The 15,747-nt window shown below is 69.3% G+C and carries 13 protein-coding genes and 3 pseudogenes; 10 read left to right on the top strand and 6 right to left on the bottom strand.

Going from position 1 to position 15,747, the window contains the following annotated elements; translation table 11 throughout:
* Positions 1-150 precede the first annotated feature (150 nt).
* Together ACFWJX_RS22470 and ACFWJX_RS22465 are read left to right on the top strand one after the other, a co-directional pair.
* A complete protein-coding gene (locus tag ACFWJX_RS22470; RefSeq protein WP_383246395.1) occupies positions 151-510 on the top strand; it encodes an undecaprenyl diphosphate synthase family protein in 360 nt (119 codons plus the stop codon).
* 1,034 nt (positions 511-1,544) lie between these two features.
* A complete protein-coding gene (locus ACFWJX_RS22465) occupies positions 1,545-2,369 on the top strand; it encodes a CAP domain-containing protein (protein ID WP_383245921.1) in 825 nt (274 codons plus the stop codon).
* A gap of 119 nt (positions 2,370-2,488) precedes the next feature.
* Here ACFWJX_RS22465 and ACFWJX_RS22460 read toward each other — a convergent pair.
* Positions 2,489-2,783 (bottom strand): annotated as a pseudogene (locus tag ACFWJX_RS22460) (IS701 family transposase); the annotation flags it as partial.
* A 229-nt stretch (positions 2,784-3,012) separates the two neighbouring features.
* On the opposite strand from ACFWJX_RS22460, the gene ACFWJX_RS22455 reads away from it, so the two are divergent.
* From ACFWJX_RS22455 to ACFWJX_RS22445, 3 genes and pseudogenes are all read left to right on the top strand, one after another.
* Positions 3,013-3,639, top strand: a complete 627-nt coding sequence (locus ACFWJX_RS22455) for an NADPH-dependent F420 reductase (protein ID WP_383245919.1) — start codon at positions 3,013-3,015, stop codon at positions 3,637-3,639.
* A 60-nt stretch (positions 3,640-3,699) separates the two neighbouring features.
* Positions 3,700-3,846 (top strand): annotated as a pseudogene (locus tag ACFWJX_RS22450) (IS701 family transposase); the annotation flags it as partial.
* A 319-nt stretch (positions 3,847-4,165) separates the two neighbouring features.
* A pseudogene (locus ACFWJX_RS22445) lies at positions 4,166-4,261 on the top strand (WhiB family transcriptional regulator); the annotation flags it as partial.
* Between the two features lie 389 nt (positions 4,262-4,650).
* Here ACFWJX_RS22445 and ACFWJX_RS22440 read toward each other — a convergent pair.
* The gene (locus ACFWJX_RS22440) at positions 4,651-5,883 is read right to left on the bottom strand and encodes an epoxide hydrolase family protein (protein ID WP_383245916.1); all 1,233 of its coding nucleotides are present in this window, start codon (positions 5,881-5,883) and stop codon (positions 4,651-4,653) included.
* A gap of 62 nt (positions 5,884-5,945) precedes the next feature.
* Here ACFWJX_RS22440 and ACFWJX_RS22435 point away from each other — a divergent pair, with 62 nt between their 5' ends.
* The 4 genes from ACFWJX_RS22435 (at position 5,946) to ACFWJX_RS22420 (ending at position 8,261) form a co-directional block, all read left to right on the top strand.
* Positions 5,946-7,022 (top strand): helix-turn-helix transcriptional regulator, encoded by a 1,077-nt coding sequence (locus tag ACFWJX_RS22435; protein ID WP_383245913.1) that lies wholly within the window; start codon positions 5,946-5,948, stop codon positions 7,020-7,022.
* Positions 7,023-7,025: 3 nt separating this feature from the next.
* Positions 7,026-7,535 (top strand): HNH endonuclease family protein, encoded by a 510-nt coding sequence (locus ACFWJX_RS22430; RefSeq protein ID WP_383245910.1) that lies wholly within the window; start codon positions 7,026-7,028, stop codon positions 7,533-7,535.
* A 145-nt stretch (positions 7,536-7,680) separates the two neighbouring features.
* Complete coding sequence (locus tag ACFWJX_RS22425) at positions 7,681-7,857, top strand: hypothetical protein (protein WP_383245907.1); 177 nt, start codon at positions 7,681-7,683, stop codon at positions 7,855-7,857.
* Positions 7,854-8,261, top strand: coding sequence for a MerR family transcriptional regulator (locus ACFWJX_RS22420; protein ID WP_383245904.1), 408 nt, complete (start codon positions 7,854-7,856; stop codon positions 8,259-8,261). The genes ACFWJX_RS22425 and ACFWJX_RS22420 overlap by 4 nt, the downstream gene beginning before the upstream one ends.
* Before the next feature lie 154 nt (positions 8,262-8,415).
* Here ACFWJX_RS22420 and ACFWJX_RS22415 read toward each other — a convergent pair whose 3' ends face one another.
* The 4 genes from ACFWJX_RS22415 to ACFWJX_RS22400 form a co-directional block, all read right to left on the bottom strand.
* Entirely contained in the window at positions 8,416-8,991 is a 576-nt protein-coding gene (locus ACFWJX_RS22415; RefSeq protein WP_383245901.1) for a hypothetical protein, read from the bottom strand.
* Between the two features lie 1,372 nt (positions 8,992-10,363).
* Positions 10,364-13,537 carry an NACHT domain-containing protein gene (locus ACFWJX_RS22410; protein WP_383245898.1) on the bottom strand — a complete coding sequence of 1,058 codons (3,174 nt, stop codon included), beginning with the start codon at positions 13,535-13,537 and terminating at the stop codon, positions 10,364-10,366.
* A 160-nt stretch (positions 13,538-13,697) separates the two neighbouring features.
* Positions 13,698-13,979: a DUF6207 family protein gene (locus ACFWJX_RS22405; protein WP_383245895.1), complete on the bottom strand. Its 282-nt coding sequence runs from the start codon at positions 13,977-13,979 to the stop codon at positions 13,698-13,700.
* A gap of 255 nt (positions 13,980-14,234) precedes the next feature.
* Positions 14,235-14,939, bottom strand: a complete 705-nt coding sequence (locus ACFWJX_RS22400) for an alpha/beta fold hydrolase (protein ID WP_383245893.1) — start codon at positions 14,937-14,939, stop codon at positions 14,235-14,237.
* A gap of 226 nt (positions 14,940-15,165) precedes the next feature.
* Here ACFWJX_RS22400 and ACFWJX_RS22395 point away from each other — a divergent pair, with 226 nt between their 5' ends.
* On the top strand, positions 15,166-15,612 hold the full coding sequence (locus tag ACFWJX_RS22395; RefSeq protein WP_383245890.1) for a DUF4383 domain-containing protein: 447 nt from the start codon (positions 15,166-15,168) through the stop codon (positions 15,610-15,612).
* Positions 15,613-15,747: the final 135 nt, after the last annotated feature.

The following is a 15,747-nucleotide window of genomic DNA, read 5'->3' as shown; positions in this document are numbered from 1 at the left end:
GCCCTCGCACGCCACGTCCGGGCCGTCGACCGGCGGCCTGGTCCGCTGCTCCCGCCGGGCCTCACCGCAGCCCAAGCCGACAGTCGGGCCGCGATCCCCCTGCCGCGTCCTGCGAACGGCGCCCGCACCGCACCAGGCCCGCAGACTCTGCTGCCACCGGTGGCACACCCCAGCGGCGCCCAGCCGCCCCAACTGCCCGCTCATCTGCTTCCCCGGCATGTGGCGGTCATCATGGACGGCAACGGACGGTGGGCGATGGCTCGCAATCAGCCGCGCACCGCAGGCCACGAAGCCGGCCAGCTCGCCCTGCGCGACGTCGTCTACGGAGGCGAACAGCGCACCTCCAACTTCCTGCCCCGGCAGTCCACCTACGCCGAACTCGTCCTCCTCGACGCCCTCTGGCCCGACATCGACCGCACCCACCTGTGGCAGGTCATCGACGCCTACCCACGCCGCGACCGCCGCTTCGGAGGCACCCAGACCTCACTCGCCGCCCCGCCCCGACAGTGAAGAAGTGACACAACTTGAATCACTTCTGCCTCCGGACCGGGTTTCAGGGAGACCCGGCGTCGTCCTGGCGGAGGTCCGGGCCACCGCACCCCGCCGGTAACGGCCGCCGCGACATTCTGCCCTGCGCCGCCGCCTGCCGCGACTGTCCGCATGCCTGTGGTGGCACCCGTACTGGAACACCGCCCCCTCGGTGTCGGCGGCGCGGCCGCGGCCGCGGATCCGGTGTGCGTTCAGCCGGTTGCGCGTCGGCGGGGCCGCCGCGCCGTGCCGCGTCAGTGCGGCGGTGACGTCAGGCGGGGGAACGTCGGCCGGGGAGAGGTTCGGGGCGGGCACGGTGCCAGCGTCTGGACGCCCCCACCGTGATTCTGGCGTGGGTCACCGCCGACACCTGGTCCGGTCCTCGACGCCTCGACGCCTCGACGCCGCGTGCCCCGTCACCGGCTACCGCTCCACCCTCACCGTCCACGAGGTGCCCTGCGAGCCGGAGACGTCGACAGGTCGAATGGTCCGGCGTCTTCACCCCGGCCGGCCGTCGGCTACGAGGAGGCCGTGGCCCTCCGCGCTCCTGCGCACGGTCACCGATGCCTGACCGCATCGCGCCGCGCGCCGGGCACCGCAAGGGCTGTGGGGAAAGTCAGTGACATCTCTCACGTGCCCGGTCCCCATCAACGTGCCGCGATAGTACGTGGCGTGTGGCCGACATAGGTGGATCTGGCATATGGAAGCAGGCATACGCGGCACCTCGGCCGGGGTCACCGGCCCGGGGCACCGGCCTCGAGCCGTCGTACGGCCCGGCCGTCCTTATGACGGAGTGTGAGGCGCAGTCGGCGTCCGGCGCGGGCGGCCCGGCACAATCCCGGCCCGGATTCAAGGGGCGCCCTCGCCTACTAAGCGAGGTAGTGGAAGCCCTCGTTGCCGTGCCCTCACGCGGCTTTTAACAATGACGGCCCCGCAAGGCGTCCCCGCAGGTCAAGCGCAGTGTCTGTGCGAAACCGAGCCCGAGGCGTACGGAGAGTCGACCGAACGAGGTCCGCATGAGGAAAGACCGGAAGCACCGCAGGAAGACGCGCCGCCGGCCCATAGCCGTCGCCGTCCTGGCGATGAGCGTGGTGGCGGTGCCGTCGGCCGCCATGGCGTGCATGGGCGACGGAGAAGCCGAGGCCATCATCGCCACGTCCAGTGGTCCCTGGACGGACGGGAGGAATGCGTCCTGGAACGGACACCGGACGGACGTGGGGAAGACGCCCTGGGACGGGCACCGGGGGCGGGACATCCCGACCGCGAAGCCCACGGCGACGGCTTCGCCCTCGGCCTCGCCGACGAACTCTCCCGGGACTGCGGCGCCCGCCCCGGAGAAGCCCAAGACGCCTGTCTCGAAGACGACCACCCCGCCCGCCCCGACGAGGACCACCTCCGCGCCGAAGCCGACCGCCGCACCCCCCTCGACGACCACCGCCGCGCCGAAGCCGCCCGCCACCACGGCCCCCGCCGTCACCCGCGTGGTCGCCCTGGTCAACACCGAGCGTGCCAAGGTCGGTTGCTCCCCGGTCACCCTGAACGCGCAGCTCTCGCAGGCTGCCCAGGCCCACAGCGCGGACATGGCGAGCCATAACACCATGTCGCACACCGGTTCCGACGGGTCCGACCCGGGACAGCGGATCACGCGCGCGGGATACCTCTGGAGCACCTACGGCGAGAACGTCGCGTACGGGTACTCCACGCCCGAGCAGGTCATGGCGGGCTGGATGGCCAGCGCCGGTCACAAACGCAACATCCTGGACTGCGGCTTCAAGGAGATCGGTGTGGGGGTGGCGCAGCCCGGCAACTACTGGACGCAGGACTTCGGCACGGTCCGCTGACGCTCACGGGGCCCACGCCCGTCACGGCCCGCCGACCATCACGCCGGCCGAGGCCGCTCTTGCTCCGGAGCGGCCGCGGCCGGCGTGGGTGCCGTCCTGTCCAGGGCGTAGGTGCTGCGCGAGTCCGGGTCGCCAAGGTGCTCGACGACGTAGTCACGCACGTCATCGAGTACCTCGTCGGCGTCCCATTCGATCCGGTGAGCAGCCGATGGATACGTCCGGAGCGGCATGACCGGCCTGTTCGGGCAGCGTCCAGCCGGTCTTGCGCTCCAGCGGAGCGATCAGTCCTTGCATGTATGCAAGCGCCGACTCACGCGGCTCACTACGAGCAAAGCGATGCACGAACCGCCCGTGCAATCGCTCCAACTCACCCGCCCACAACTTGTCATCAGCAAGGTCCCCACCCGTAACCACACCACGACCAACCTGGCCAGGTCACGGCAAGCACCGTGGCAGTACTAGGAGTTGTCGTCAAAGTGCCACGCCGGATATCAGGAGCGATGGGAGGGGACGGCTGCCCCGGTGGGAGTCGGCGGTCTTGTCGTGGTGAGTAGCGAGCGACCATGGAACTAGGTCTTTGGTGCCGGTCCACCCGGGCCCGAGGTCCGATCCGCAGCGCCCCGACAACAGTTAGCGTCCCACCATGCGCTTAGGACTACTTGGCACCGGCAACGTCGCCCGAGCACTGGCCCACGGCTGGAGCGCCGCAGGGCATGACGTGCTCCTTGGTTCACGTCAGCCCAAGGAACGGACAGACCTCGGTCTCCCTGTGGCAAGCCTGAACGAGACAGCCGCCCACGCGGAGGTACTCGTCAACGCCACCCCGGGGACTGTCTCCGTGGAACTACTGCACTCCATCGGGGCATCGGCGCTGGCCGGCACCCTGCTGATCGATGTCGGGGTCGGCCTCTCCGACGACTTCACTGAGCTCTCGCACCCCAACAGCAGCCTGGGCGAGCAGATCCAGGAAGCCTTCCCCCTGACCCCCGTCGTCAAGACGCTGTGCACCATGGATTCCACCGTGATGAGTGCCCCGGACGGTCTGGATGGCCCGAGCACCGTCTTCCTCTCCGGCAACGACGCCGAAGCCAAACGGACCACCGGCCGGCTGCTCACCGACCTCGGCTGGCCCGCTTCGTCCCAGCTGGACATCGGCGGCATCACCACCGCACGTGGACAGGAGCACTTCGCCCTGCTCTTCATGGGCATCGCGGGCGGTCTGGGTTCTCACACGTTCAACATCAACGTGGTCACCCGCCCCTCTGCCTAGAGCCCAGCCGTCCATGTGATGTGACTGGTGGATCATGGTCGGGTGATAGGCCGTCATGAAGTCGCCGGATGCCGCTGGAAGATCGAGGAGTGCTTCCAGAGCGCGAAGAACGAGTGTGGCCTGGATGAGTACGAGGTCCGCCGCTACGTCGGCTGGTACCGGCACGTCACCCTAGCCATGCTCGCCCACGCGTTCCTTGCGGTGATGGCCGTGCAGGAGCGCGAAAAAGGGGGTATCGAGGCCGACACACCCGACCTCGTGGACCTCACACCAGCCGAAATCCGTCGTCTGCTGGCAACTCAACCCCGCCGCCATCCTGCACGCCGCAACCACGCGGTGAACTGGTCCCGCTGGAGGCGTCGCCACCAGGCACGTGCCCGACACAGTCATTACATGCGGCGTGGACACACGTTGGTGGGACGGCCGGCCCAAGACCGTCCCGCGCATGCCCAACCCCCGCTACACTCCCCACCGCCAAGCCGTTGACCAGGACAAATACAGAAGGCCGGCTGGAGTACTAGGCTCGACTCGCCGTGCCCTGCTCAAGCGCTGGCCGACGGTGGCCTCCTGGCGCCGTCTGCTGGAGAGTGCGCGCGCCGAGCTCGGCCGGCACGGCACCGGGTACCGGGAGCCGGGCGCAGGATGGCCCAAGTGGGCTGAACCTACGATCGGTCCGTGGCACGGCCCGCAGTTGTCGGTGAAAGGGACCCGCTCGTGCGTCTTCTCGCCACCCTCGCGGCGGCCACGGCCGCGCTCGCTGCTCTGACCCTCCCCGCCCACGCCGATCCTGGCCCGCTGGAGGGGCGGGCGGCACGCTCGCCCTGCCGTTCAAGGACGCGGTCGAGGTGCTGCCCGCTGCGCAGGAGACCCGGGCCGGAAACCGCACCTGGTTCAGGCCCGTGTGATGAGGACTTCTGAAAATCCCACCTCTGCTCCTGTCCTCACTTGGTTGCATGCTCAATGGGCGGGGGACTGTTACGCCCGGCCCTTGAGGGTTCGGGGCGCTTCCTGTCAGCGCACCTTGTCGAAGAACTCGCGGACGTCTCTGACGAGCAGTTCCGGGGCTTCCATCGCGAGGAAGTGGCCGCCACGGTCGAGTTCGGTCCACCGCACGATGTTGTGGTCGCGTTCGGCCCAGCGGCGGATGGTCACATCGTGGGCGGAGAGCAGCACGGCGGTGGGCACGGTCCCTCGTGGACCGGCTGCCCAGTCGCCCTGACCGTGGCTCCAGCCGGTGTCGTGCGCCGCGCCGGGGGCAGTCCAGTCGTCGGCTGCGGCTTCGCTCCAGGTGCTCGCTGAGATCTCCTCGTAGTAGACCTGCGCGGCCGAGGCAGCGGTGGCGGTCAGCCAGTACAGCGAGACCTCGGTCAGGATGCGGTCCCGGTGGATGCTGTCCTCGGGCAGTGCGTCTTCCGGGTCGGTGAACTCCTTGAATTTCTCCACGGTCCAAGCAAGTTGGCCGACAGGGGAGTCGGTGAGGGCGTAGGCCACGGTCTGCGGACGCTTGGAATTGCACTGAAGGTAACCGTCGTTGAAGTTCTGCATCCGATGCCAGCGTCGCTGTTCGGCCTCCGTCAGGCCGTCCATCTCGCCCTCCGCCCCGGCGGGAAATGTGATCATGGCGTTGACGTGAACGCCGATCACGTGGTCCGGTGCCTGCTTGCCCATCTCCGGGGCGACCCATGATCCGGTGTCGTAGCCCTGTACGCCGTAGCGCGTGTAGCCGAGGCAGGCCATCAGCTGGGTGAACGCCCCGGCCATCCGGGCCGTGTCCATGCCCGGCCCGGCCAGCGGGGTGGAGAAGGCGAACCCCGGCAGCGAGGGAATGACCAAGTGGAACGCATCGGCCGGATCACCGCCGTGCGCGTCGGGATCGGACAGCGGCCCGATGACATCGAGGAAGTCCGCCACCGAGCCCGGCCAGCCGTGCAGCAGCATCAGCGGCGTGGCTTCGGCCCTGGGGGAGCGCACATGCAGGAAGTGGATGTTCTGCCCGTCGATGGTGGTCACGTACTGAGGGAACGTGTTGAGTTCCGCCTCGTGCGCCCGCCAGTCGTAGGCCGAGCGCCAGTACTCGGCCAGATCCTTCAGGTAGGTCACCGGGACGCCGCGGCTCCAGCCGACACCCGGCAGCTCATCCGGCCATCGGGTGGCGGCCAGGCGGGCTTGCAGATCATCGAGCTGGGCCTGCGGTATGTCGATGTGGAAGGAGCGGATACCGCTGCTGGGTGTTGTGTTCGCCATGGCTGCGACGCTAGAACTCGCTTAGGTCAGGTTCGGTCCTCACCTTCCGGCAGTCTTACGGCATGCTGGAGACCTCCGGGCGGCTGCTGAAGCTGCTCTCCCTGCTGCAGACCCACCGCGACTGGTCCGGGGCCGAACTCGCCGAACGCCTCGGCGTCAGCCGACGCACCCTGCGCCGTGATGTGGAGCGACTGCGCGCGCTCGGCTACCCGGTGAACGCCACCCAGGGCACTGCGGGCTACCGGCTCGGGGCCGGGACCACGCTGCCGCCGCTGCTGCTCGACGACGACGAGGCTGTCGCCGTCGTCATCGGCCTGCGCACGGCGGCCGGTGGCTCGGTCGCCGGCATCGAAGGGTCCTCGATGCGCGCGCTCACCAAGCTCGAGCAGATGCTCCCACCCCGGCTGCGGTACCGAGTGAACACCCTGCACACCGCTACCGTCCGGGCTGGCGCAGCCCCGGCTCCCAAGGTCTCCGCGGACACCCTCATGGCCATCGCGGAGGCGTGCCGCCGACGCGAGCGGCTGCGCTTCGACTACGCCAGCCCTCGCCGCAGCCGCAGCACGCGCTTGGTCGAGCCGCACAGCCTCGTCAGCTTCGACCGTCACTGGTACCTGGTCGCCTGGGACACCGACCGCACCGACTGGCGCACCTTCCGCGTCGACAGACTTACTCCGCGCACACCGACTGGACCGCGGTTCACCCCCCGCGAACTCCCCGACACCGACGTGGCCACCTATCTGGCTCACCAGCTGTCGTCGCGGACCTGGCCGTTCCAGGCCACCATCACCCTGCACGAGTCCGCCGCAGCGGTCACCGACCGCATCTGGCCCGGCATGGGCGTCATCGAACCCGTCGACGATGACAGCTGCCTACTGCACCTGGGCGCCGACAACCCCCGTGACCTCGCCTGGATGATCACCTCGGTCGACGCCGATTTCACTCTCACCCACGCGCCACCCGAACTCGCCGACGCCCTGCACGCCCACGCCGCCCGCTGCCTGAATGCCGTACGCAAGGCATGGGCACTCCTGCCGCGCAGGCGTCCGGGCATCTCCCGACGAACGGGCTCCATCACTGCTCAGTACCCCGATGAGGTGGGGAACGAAGGTGAGCAGGTCCGGGGAGCCCCTGAGTAGGCGATGGGAACTTTCAAAGAGCGCCAGCACGGGACGGACGCCGACAGGGACGGGTGCAACACGCGCAAGGAGGTGCTGCTGGCGGAGACGTTCCTCGCCCCCGAGCAGGGCGCACGCTGCGCACTGTCCGGGGGTGAGTGGTACAGCCCCTACGACGACGTCTACGTGGACGCCTTCGGTGGCCTGGACGTCGACCACATGGTGCCGCTCGCGGAAGCCTGGGACTCGGGCGCGGGGCAGTGGTCGGCGCAGGAGCGGGAGGCGTACGCGAACGACCTCGGCGACGACCGGGCCCTGATCGCGGTGACCGCCCGCTCCAACCGGTCCAAGGCCGACCAGGACCCCGCGACGTGGCTCCCGCCGACCGAGGCGTACCGCTGCCAGTACCTGAGCGACTGGGTGGCGGTGACGATGCGCTGGCAGCTCACCGTGGACGACACGGAGCGCCTGGCACCCACCGACCGAGTGGCCGGGTGCGCGAACGTGCCGGTGAGGGTGACGTGCGCCCGGTAGCCGGGACAACCACCGAAGGCCCGAGGCTGCCCGGAACCGACGGCGGGGCAGGGCGCGGCGCCGTGCCGGCTGCCGCGAGCGCCTGACCTCGCTGTCGAGGCCCCAGCCGCTCCGTCTGCGCACTGACCTGGCAGGCGGAGAGGGTGTGGAAGACCGAGTTCGGGAGCTGGTGGAGCGCGAGAGCGGCTGCTGCTCGTTCTTCACCTTCACCACCACCGCCGGCCAGGACCTGGTCCGTCTGGACATTGCGGTGGACCAGGCGTACGAGGCGGTCCTGGACGCCGCGGTAGCCCGGACGGCCGCCGCCGGGGAGCAGCGGTGAGTGCGGGCCTGCGCAGCGGGCAGGTCGCGGAAGCGGCCGGGGTGAACATCCAGACCCTTCGCTACTACGAGCGGCGTGGCCTGCTCGCCGAGCCGGAGCGCAGCAACGGCGGTCACCGCCTCTATGGCGAGGACGCGGTCACCGCGCTGAGAGTGATCAAGGCTGCCCAGCGGCTCGGGTTCACCCTCGAAGAGGTCGCGGAACTCCCGGAGGCCGGCCGCCACCGCCACGGCCGCCCCGTGGCGGTGGCTCCAGGACTGCGCTGCGGCCAAACTCGCCGAGGTCGACGCAAAGATCGCGCACCTGACCACCATCCGCACCGCCCTGGCCGCGGCTCTCGACGCGGGCTGCGACGACCTGACCGTCTGCGCGTCCAGCGCCTGCTGCCCCATCCCCTTCACTGACCTCGCCGAGGAGAACCGCCACGCCGGACCCTGCTGCTGACCCCCGCCCCGCTCGCGCCCCGAAGACGCCAGCGGACAACGTGATTCCGATTTCTCGATCGACAACCTAATAAGACTGCTCCCGTCGGTAAGGATCGCAGTGTGCCTTACAGCGTCAGCACTTCCAGAAGGTCGAGCAGTCCAGGAGTCGTCCGTCAGTGGTACCGATGAGCAGGCGGCCGGGTTCGGTGACGGTCAGCGCGGTCGCCACCACGGGCACTCCGGTCACAACCAGGTGCTGGCGCCAGCGGACGTTGCCGTCATGGAGATCGAGTACGACGAGCTCGCCGTCGTCGGATGTGACGTAGGCGGATTCCATGTCGTGGTCGAGGTCCGTGGCTTTCCGGTCCGTCCAAAAGACCCATGTCGGCTTCTCTCCGGCCACCGTGCGCCGTACGACGAACGATCCACCTGGCTGCAATCCGTGGCCGTGGTAGACAGTGCCAGCATGGATCAGGTCGCCGTCGGCAGTCTCCACGCCGGGGCCTGCGAAGTGTGTCTCGCCAGGCGTCCAGGAGTAGGGAGACAGACGACGGGCCTCCGCCTTTCTGGGCTCACGCGGACGTTCGGCGACCGGTATGCTCTTCGGTTCCACAGCCGCGAGCCAGGCGTCACCTGATCCGGGTTTCTGCCCGCTCTTCCTGGGGACACTTTCCCGGAAGTAGACCCGGCTGCCACGCCGGATACGCAATCTGCTTCGCCGCTCCGTTCCTGCCGGCGGGTGCAAGGGCGGGCAGGCCGTCAGCACATCGCACCAGGGACACCGCCCCCGCCGGAGTGAAGCGGTCGAGCCGCGCCCCGTCCTGGAGCGACAGTCGGACCACGGCCTGAGCGTGCTCCTGCCACGGGGGCCGCATCAGGCTGACCCACGCCGATCGCTCATCTGCGGGGCTACGACAAGGTCGCGGGCGCCACCGTCGTCGTCCTGAACAGCCCATTGTCGCTGTCCTGAGGACAACCAGGCTTCCAACTGGATCCCGTCGAGGGTCGCCACGATCCTGCCGTCGGACAGCTCCTCGACTGCGTGGACGTTGCGAGCGGGTCCCATTCACTACTCAGGCTGGAGACCCTCTGACGTGCGTCCTCTCGACGGTCGGTTTCGCGGGGCCGCTACTCGTGGTCCGGCCAGGTCGTGTCCGGTGAGCGACCGGGGCGGTACGGCCCTCCAGTCGGGCCGGCGCACTACCGCAACGTGTCCCTCATTCCAGGCGTCTTTGTCCTGCCAGTCGTCATACGGCGCCATCAGCACGCGAAGTTCCTGCTCGTTGAGCCACTCCAGGCTCAGGGCCTGGCGGCCGAGTTCGTGCTCGATGAGCGATGTGCTCCGGCCTGTTTCCAGGTCCAAAAGGAGCAGTTCCCCTTCGAAGAAGTAACCGCCGTCGTAGTCGCCTGTACCGACGGCAAGCAGGGGGAGCCGGCGTGGAAAGCCATGGCATGTACGGGATACCGCGCACGGAGATGAGCCCGGCAAGCCAGATTGTCGGTGTCGTAGACACCGACAGGTGCAATGCTGCCGAAGTCGGGGACCCCCGCCACCGCCACGTGTGTGCCTGCCAAGGCCAACAAGCCGCGACTCTCGTCGTCGACGGCGAGGACTGGATCACCGACCTCGGCGAAGGGGCGGTCACTGAGGATTCGATCGATGCGGAACGAGACGGTCATGGCAGTGATCTTGTCAGAGGCGAAACTACGTGAAGCCACGGGCATCCAGAAGCTGAACAGAAGAACTTGACAGGGAACACGGCTTCCGTGGTGACCCGCACTTACCGGTGAAGTAGCAGTATTCCGACGCTGCGTTATTCATGGTCGTTCCTGGCTTCGTCTGCCGCGCTCCCGGCTGGATGTGATCTCGTCCGGCACATGCGGGGCCGGAGCCGGATCACCGGGGCGCCTTGAGGTAGAAGCAAATCGACTTAAACGGGCTGAGGTTCGATGCACCTGTCGCTCGAAGTGCGTAGAGCGCATACGCCTCAGCGAAACCAGCCGGGACAAACGTAGGCTTCGGGCGGGCGAAGCAATCAGGGTCGCCGACCGACTGCCTCGCCGGCCGTCGGCCCGCCTGCTCACTCCGGCGGGCCGGTGGCCCGATCGTGGTGGCGCGCGATCAGGGCCCGGTCTTCCGCCGATATGAGGGCGTGCACCAAGGGTCGGTGGGATGCCAGCGCATGGGACAGTGCATCGAAGACGGTCACCGGCAATGGTTGTGCCCTCTCGCTGTCACCGAACATGAGCTGGATGAGCTGTGCCAGAAACTGCAGGACGTCGTCGTGTGCGTCGCCGGGGACTCGTCCCCTGTCCTGGCTGAAGGCCGTGAGAAGGGCGTGCACGGCCGACACCAGGTGGGGGTGGCGCATGTCCATCAGCAGCCGTGTTCCCTGGAGCGCCCGGTCGTAGAGATCGCCGAGTTCCCTGTCGCTCATGGTCGTGCGATCGGCCAGCAGCAGTTCGAGCAGGTCGTGGGCGAGCGATGAGGCCGGAGCACCGTCGACCGAACTGAACATGGTCACGGCCTGGCCGAGCCACCGGAATACCGGATCCAGGGCATGCCGCATCACCGAGTCATTGGTTCCGCCGGACACGGCCGTTTTGTGCCACAGCTCGTCCCAGTACGACCGTGACCAGCCTGGGCCTCCGCTGCCTCTCGGGTAGCGGAAGTGCCAGTTCATGTCGAGGGGCTGTGGTGGGGTGCCTGGCTCGGACCGAAGCGATATCTCCAGGGCCCGGCCCTCGCCGTTCCACGTGTGATGCACGTCGAGGGACAGAGCGAAGTCCGTCCATTGGCTCTCGTTCATCGCCGAGCGCCACAGCAGGCAGTGCCGGTGCCAGGCACCCGGCGGGTCCGCGGAGCCCGGGAACAGTTCGGCCGCGGAGCAGCGCTCGGCGAGTAGCACCGTCAGGAGCACGAGGTTGGAACCGTACAGGCCGTGGCGTGTCGTCGTGCGCAGCAGGGCGGGCCGGTAGGCCGGGTGCTGGTCACCGGTGCGCGTCGTGTGCTGGGTCAGAACCTGGATGAGGGTCCGAGTCAGCCGGCGCCGTTCCGCCATGGACAGCCTGCCGGTCAGCGACCGCGCGAAGCGCAGCATCTGCCGGGACGCCAGGGAGGTGTAGGAAAGCAGTGCGTAGGCGAGGTCGTCGTCGATGTGGGTGTCCCCGAGAGAGAGCGCGGGGCGGGGTGCGAGCAGGTCGGTGAGCAGGTGCAGGGTAAGGCGTACGGCCAGATACTCGCCGAAGGTCGCGTGCAGGAACTCGTAGGTGGCGAGTACCTGGCCGTCCCGCACTGACTGGGCTCGCTGGACGAAGAAGAAGCGGCCGAGCGCCGTTTCGGCGGCGGTGAGCGGGGTGCGGAATCCCGGTGGCCGCACCGGCTGCCTGCCCAGTAAGGCGGTGAGGTCCTGCTCGAGTTCGTCGGCCGACACCCACTGGCGACCCCGGTTCAGCTGGGCGAAGGCCACGAGCGACAGGCGCTGCAGTTCCTGCTCGACGAGGGCGGCCGTGTCCTCGTCGGAGACGGCGTGGAGTGTCGTCTTGCCGACCTCGCGCCGGGCGAAGGAGGACAGCAGCTGCTCGTACAACTCGGTGACGTCGAAGTCGTCGTCGGCGCGCCGCAGAGCACCCTCGGCAGCGTCGTACAGCGCGAGCATCGTCAACAGCAGGGGCTGAGAGGCGAGTTCGGCGTGCCGTTCGAGGTGCTGCCAAGTGAGCGGGCCGCGGCCGTGCGCCGAGAGTCCGGCCAAGTTGGCCTCGTTCCACACGGCCAGCCAGGTCGTGATCTGCTCGGCGCGGAAGGGCTCCAGGCGCAGGACGACCATGCTGGTGGGGTATCGGGCGCGGTCGGCCACGGAGGTCCGGCTCGTCACCAAGGCCAGCACGGGCCGCCCCTGATCCGCCTCACGCCGCTGGAACTGGGACACGCGCTCCAGGAAGTTGGTTTGGTGGACGCCGGTCGTCTGCAGCAACTCGTCGAAGCCGTCCAGGAGCAGAACAGGAGTACTGCCACCTGCGGCGCGCACCAGTTCCGGCCAGCTGACCCGTTCGCCGGTGGAGGCGCGGATCGCCTGTTCGATCTGGTCCTGCAGTTCGTCCTCCACCCGGACGTCCCGCAGCGGCACGCGCACGGGGAGAAAACCGACGGAGGGGAGCCGTGCGGCGAGCACCCGGGTGAGGACGGATTTGCCGGCACCGGGCTGGCCCAGGATCAGCAGGGGCGCCTCGGCGAGCTGAGGAGAGGTGAGGGCCCCGGCCAAGTAGTGGGTGAGGTCTCGGCGGAGGGGCAGTCGCCCCCACCACTCGTGGTCGGCCGGTGCGGCCTGCCCGGAAACGGCACTGACGCGGAAGTCCGGGTCGAGGTAGAGGTCCTGAAGGGTGGGAATCCTAATGCCGTCCGGCGCCGACGCGGCGTCCAGCACGGGGTGCGCGAGCGCCGCCCGGTGAGCGCGCGCCAGCGCGGAGGCCACGTCTACCGGCGGGCGCAGCGCCTCGGTGGTGCGGGTGAGGAGAGTCTCGATCCCGGACAGGGCACGGCCGACGTCTGTGTGGATCGCCTGCTGCGCCACATGTGTGACCCAGAAACCGAATTCGGGTGCCTCCTTGGCGAGCTCGACGTACAGGCTCTGGTATCGGTCATGCGCCGCGCGCGGCAGGTCATCCATGAGAGCCGCATGGGCCCGAAGGCGCCGCAACGCGTCCATGTGCTCCCACAGAGCGAGGCCTTCGAGGAAGGCGTAGAACCTGCGGGCGTAGTCCGCGTAACTCGCGAGCAGCATCGCGGTGAGCGCCGAGGCCGGTATGTGCGGTGCCGGGCAGGGCAGGTCCGTGGCGAGTAGCAGCGACACCAGGTCCGGCGTCTGCGGGGTCGAGCCCGATTCGGTCTGGGCGAGGGCGAGTTGCTCGTCCCGGGTCAACCGCACCTCGGCGAGGGTGAACGGAAGCTCCAACTCTTCCATCGCCTCGAAGAAGGCCACCACGACGATGACCGTGTGCGCCGCGCGCAGCACATCGGTCCGCTCCGCACGCCCCTGGGCACGGTCCAGACGGGCGCCGACGCCGCGGATCGCGTCGCGTCCGAGGCCGAGGAGGCGTCCGTTGGCGTCGGCCATGCCGATCACCGTGCCGCTGACCCCGGCGGTCGCCAGATTCAACGCCCCACCGAGCGCCCGATCCAACGCCGCCAGCCGCGGCGGCTCGGCACCGAGAAGCACCAGAGCGTCGGCGAACGCCAGGAGTCTGCGTGCCATCATGTCCCTCACTCCCGCATCTCTACAGGCCCGGCCGAGGCCGACGCTACCGCGTGCTGGTAGTCCCGTCGGTATGATTCGAAGGACGCGGAGGACCGCGAAGCGGGGTGATCAGCATTGGCTGCGGCGGCGTCCATGTCATGCGGTGCCATCGGCAAGCGCGTCACCCTGGTCCACCCGAACGCCGCAGGACACGAAAACACCACCAACCGGGTCGCTCGCCCTCCTCCTGATGCCCGGAGTCGAGTTCCTGGCGCAGGTCCAGAAAACAGCGCAGCCGCACGCCCGGCTCACCTGGCTCCCGGGTCGTACGGTCCGCCGGCGCGATCCCCCAGCGGGCGCTGAGTAACTCCTGGACCGCGAACGCGGTCTCATCATCCGCGGCCGCAATCTCCACCACGGCCAGACCTGGCCTTGCCGCACGCGCGTCATTGATCTGCCTCATGCCCGGCACTACGCAACAGGCAGCCCGCAGGTTCTGCGATCCGGCGAACCTCACCCGACCGAGGCCCCCGTCAATTTCTGTGACACCTAGGGCCCTGTCGTTGGATCATCCCGGCGTCGCGGGGTGGGCCGGCTGACAGGAGCCGAGCCTCACCGCCGGCCTGATCCGAACGACAGGGCCAGGGCAGTCGTGATCCCGTGGACGGGGGCGGTCGCCATGGGCCGGGTCCCCCCGCCGCGGTTACGCGCACGGGCGTCAGCGCGACCGTCCGGGCACCCGGGCCAGCAGCGCCGCGGTCGCGGCCGGATACGTGTACGGAAAGGCGTGCGCCCCCGGCATGCGCACCGCCCGGCCCTCTCCTGCCCGGCGGGCCAGCTCGCGGGTCCAGTCGGGCGGGCAGAGGGCGTCGTTCTCTCCCGTCACCACGGTGACCGGGCAGGAGACCGAGGCGATCACATCCTCGGGCGCGTCCGTCTGCGCCGAGCGCACGCAGATCGCCAGGCGCCGGGGACCGGCGGCCAGGTAGGAGGGCAGCAAGGTCGGGACGATGCCGGGGGACTCGTGGACGGCCGTGCGGGCGAACGCGGCGAGCAGCGGCCGCACGCGGCGCAGCCGGGGCGGGAACGTGGGAGCCAACAGCACCAGGGCCCGTACCCGTCCGGGCCGGCGCAGGGCCGCGTGCAACGCCACCTGGGCTCCCGTGGAGTGCCCGGCGAGCACCACCGGCCCGCCCGGAACGACGGCCAGCCACCGGGCCACCAGGTCCGCGAGCCCTTTCAGCGTCTCCGGGCAGGCCGGTCCCGAAGGGTCGCCGAAACCCGGGACGTCCAGCACGCGTACCGGCCCGGAACGGGCGCAGCGGGCCCCCGTCCGCAGCAGGTAGCCCGGCGCTCCCAGGCCCGGCACCAGGACCAGCGGGCCGCCGTCGCCTTCGCCCTCGTCGAGGCGGGCCGAGCCCATGCTCCTCACGCTCGCCGGCCCGACGCGGTCGTGGCGGACGTACGGCGGGGACCCGGCTCGGTGCGACATGACGGGCGGGTTCCCGCTCCGCGCCGGTCCACCGATCACCCGCCTGTTCCCCGGCGCTGGCAGTGCGTGGTCCGGGGAGGTGAGTCGCGCGGAGTCTGGGTACTCGCGGCACACAGGCGCTCACGACGATGCGCCCCCTGGCAAGAAGGCCACGACCATGACCACACGTACACCCATGACGAGTGCCCGTACTCCTGTCCAGCAGGCGGCGCTGCTGGTGGGAGCGGTGTTCTTGCTGGTGGGAGTCCTCGGGTTCATCCCCGGGATCACCACGGACTACGACACGATGAAGTTCGCCTCGCACGATTCCGGAGCCGAACTCTTCGGGATCTTCCAGATCTCCGTCCTGCACAACATCGTCCATCTCCTGTTCGGTGTCGCGGGCCTCGCCATGGCCCGTACCGCCTCCGGCGCCCGCACCTACCTGCTCGCAGGCGGCGCGATCTACCTGGTGCTGTGGCTGTACGGCCTGTTCGTCGGCCACACCAGCGACGCCAACTTCGTACCGCTGAACAATGCCGACGACTGGCTGCACTTCGTCCTCGGCATCGGCATGATCGCGCTCGGCGCGCTGCTCACGCGGCGCACCCCCCGGCGGATCTGACCGCCAAAGACGTCGAGGGCATCGCGGCGGACGGCCGCGGCGGGTACTGCCCCCCGCCGCCGGGCGGGCGGGCCGGGGGGGGGGGGTGGGGGGGGTGTTTTTAAAAAAAAAAAAACCACCCCACAAAACCAAAAA

This window comes from Streptomyces sp. NPDC058335 (assembly GCF_042723915.1).
GTDB lineage: Bacteria > Actinomycetota > Actinomycetes > Streptomycetales > Streptomycetaceae > Streptomyces.
The sequence above is the reverse complement of the archived record's forward strand: the minus strand, read 5'-3'. Positions and strand labels throughout refer to the sequence as shown.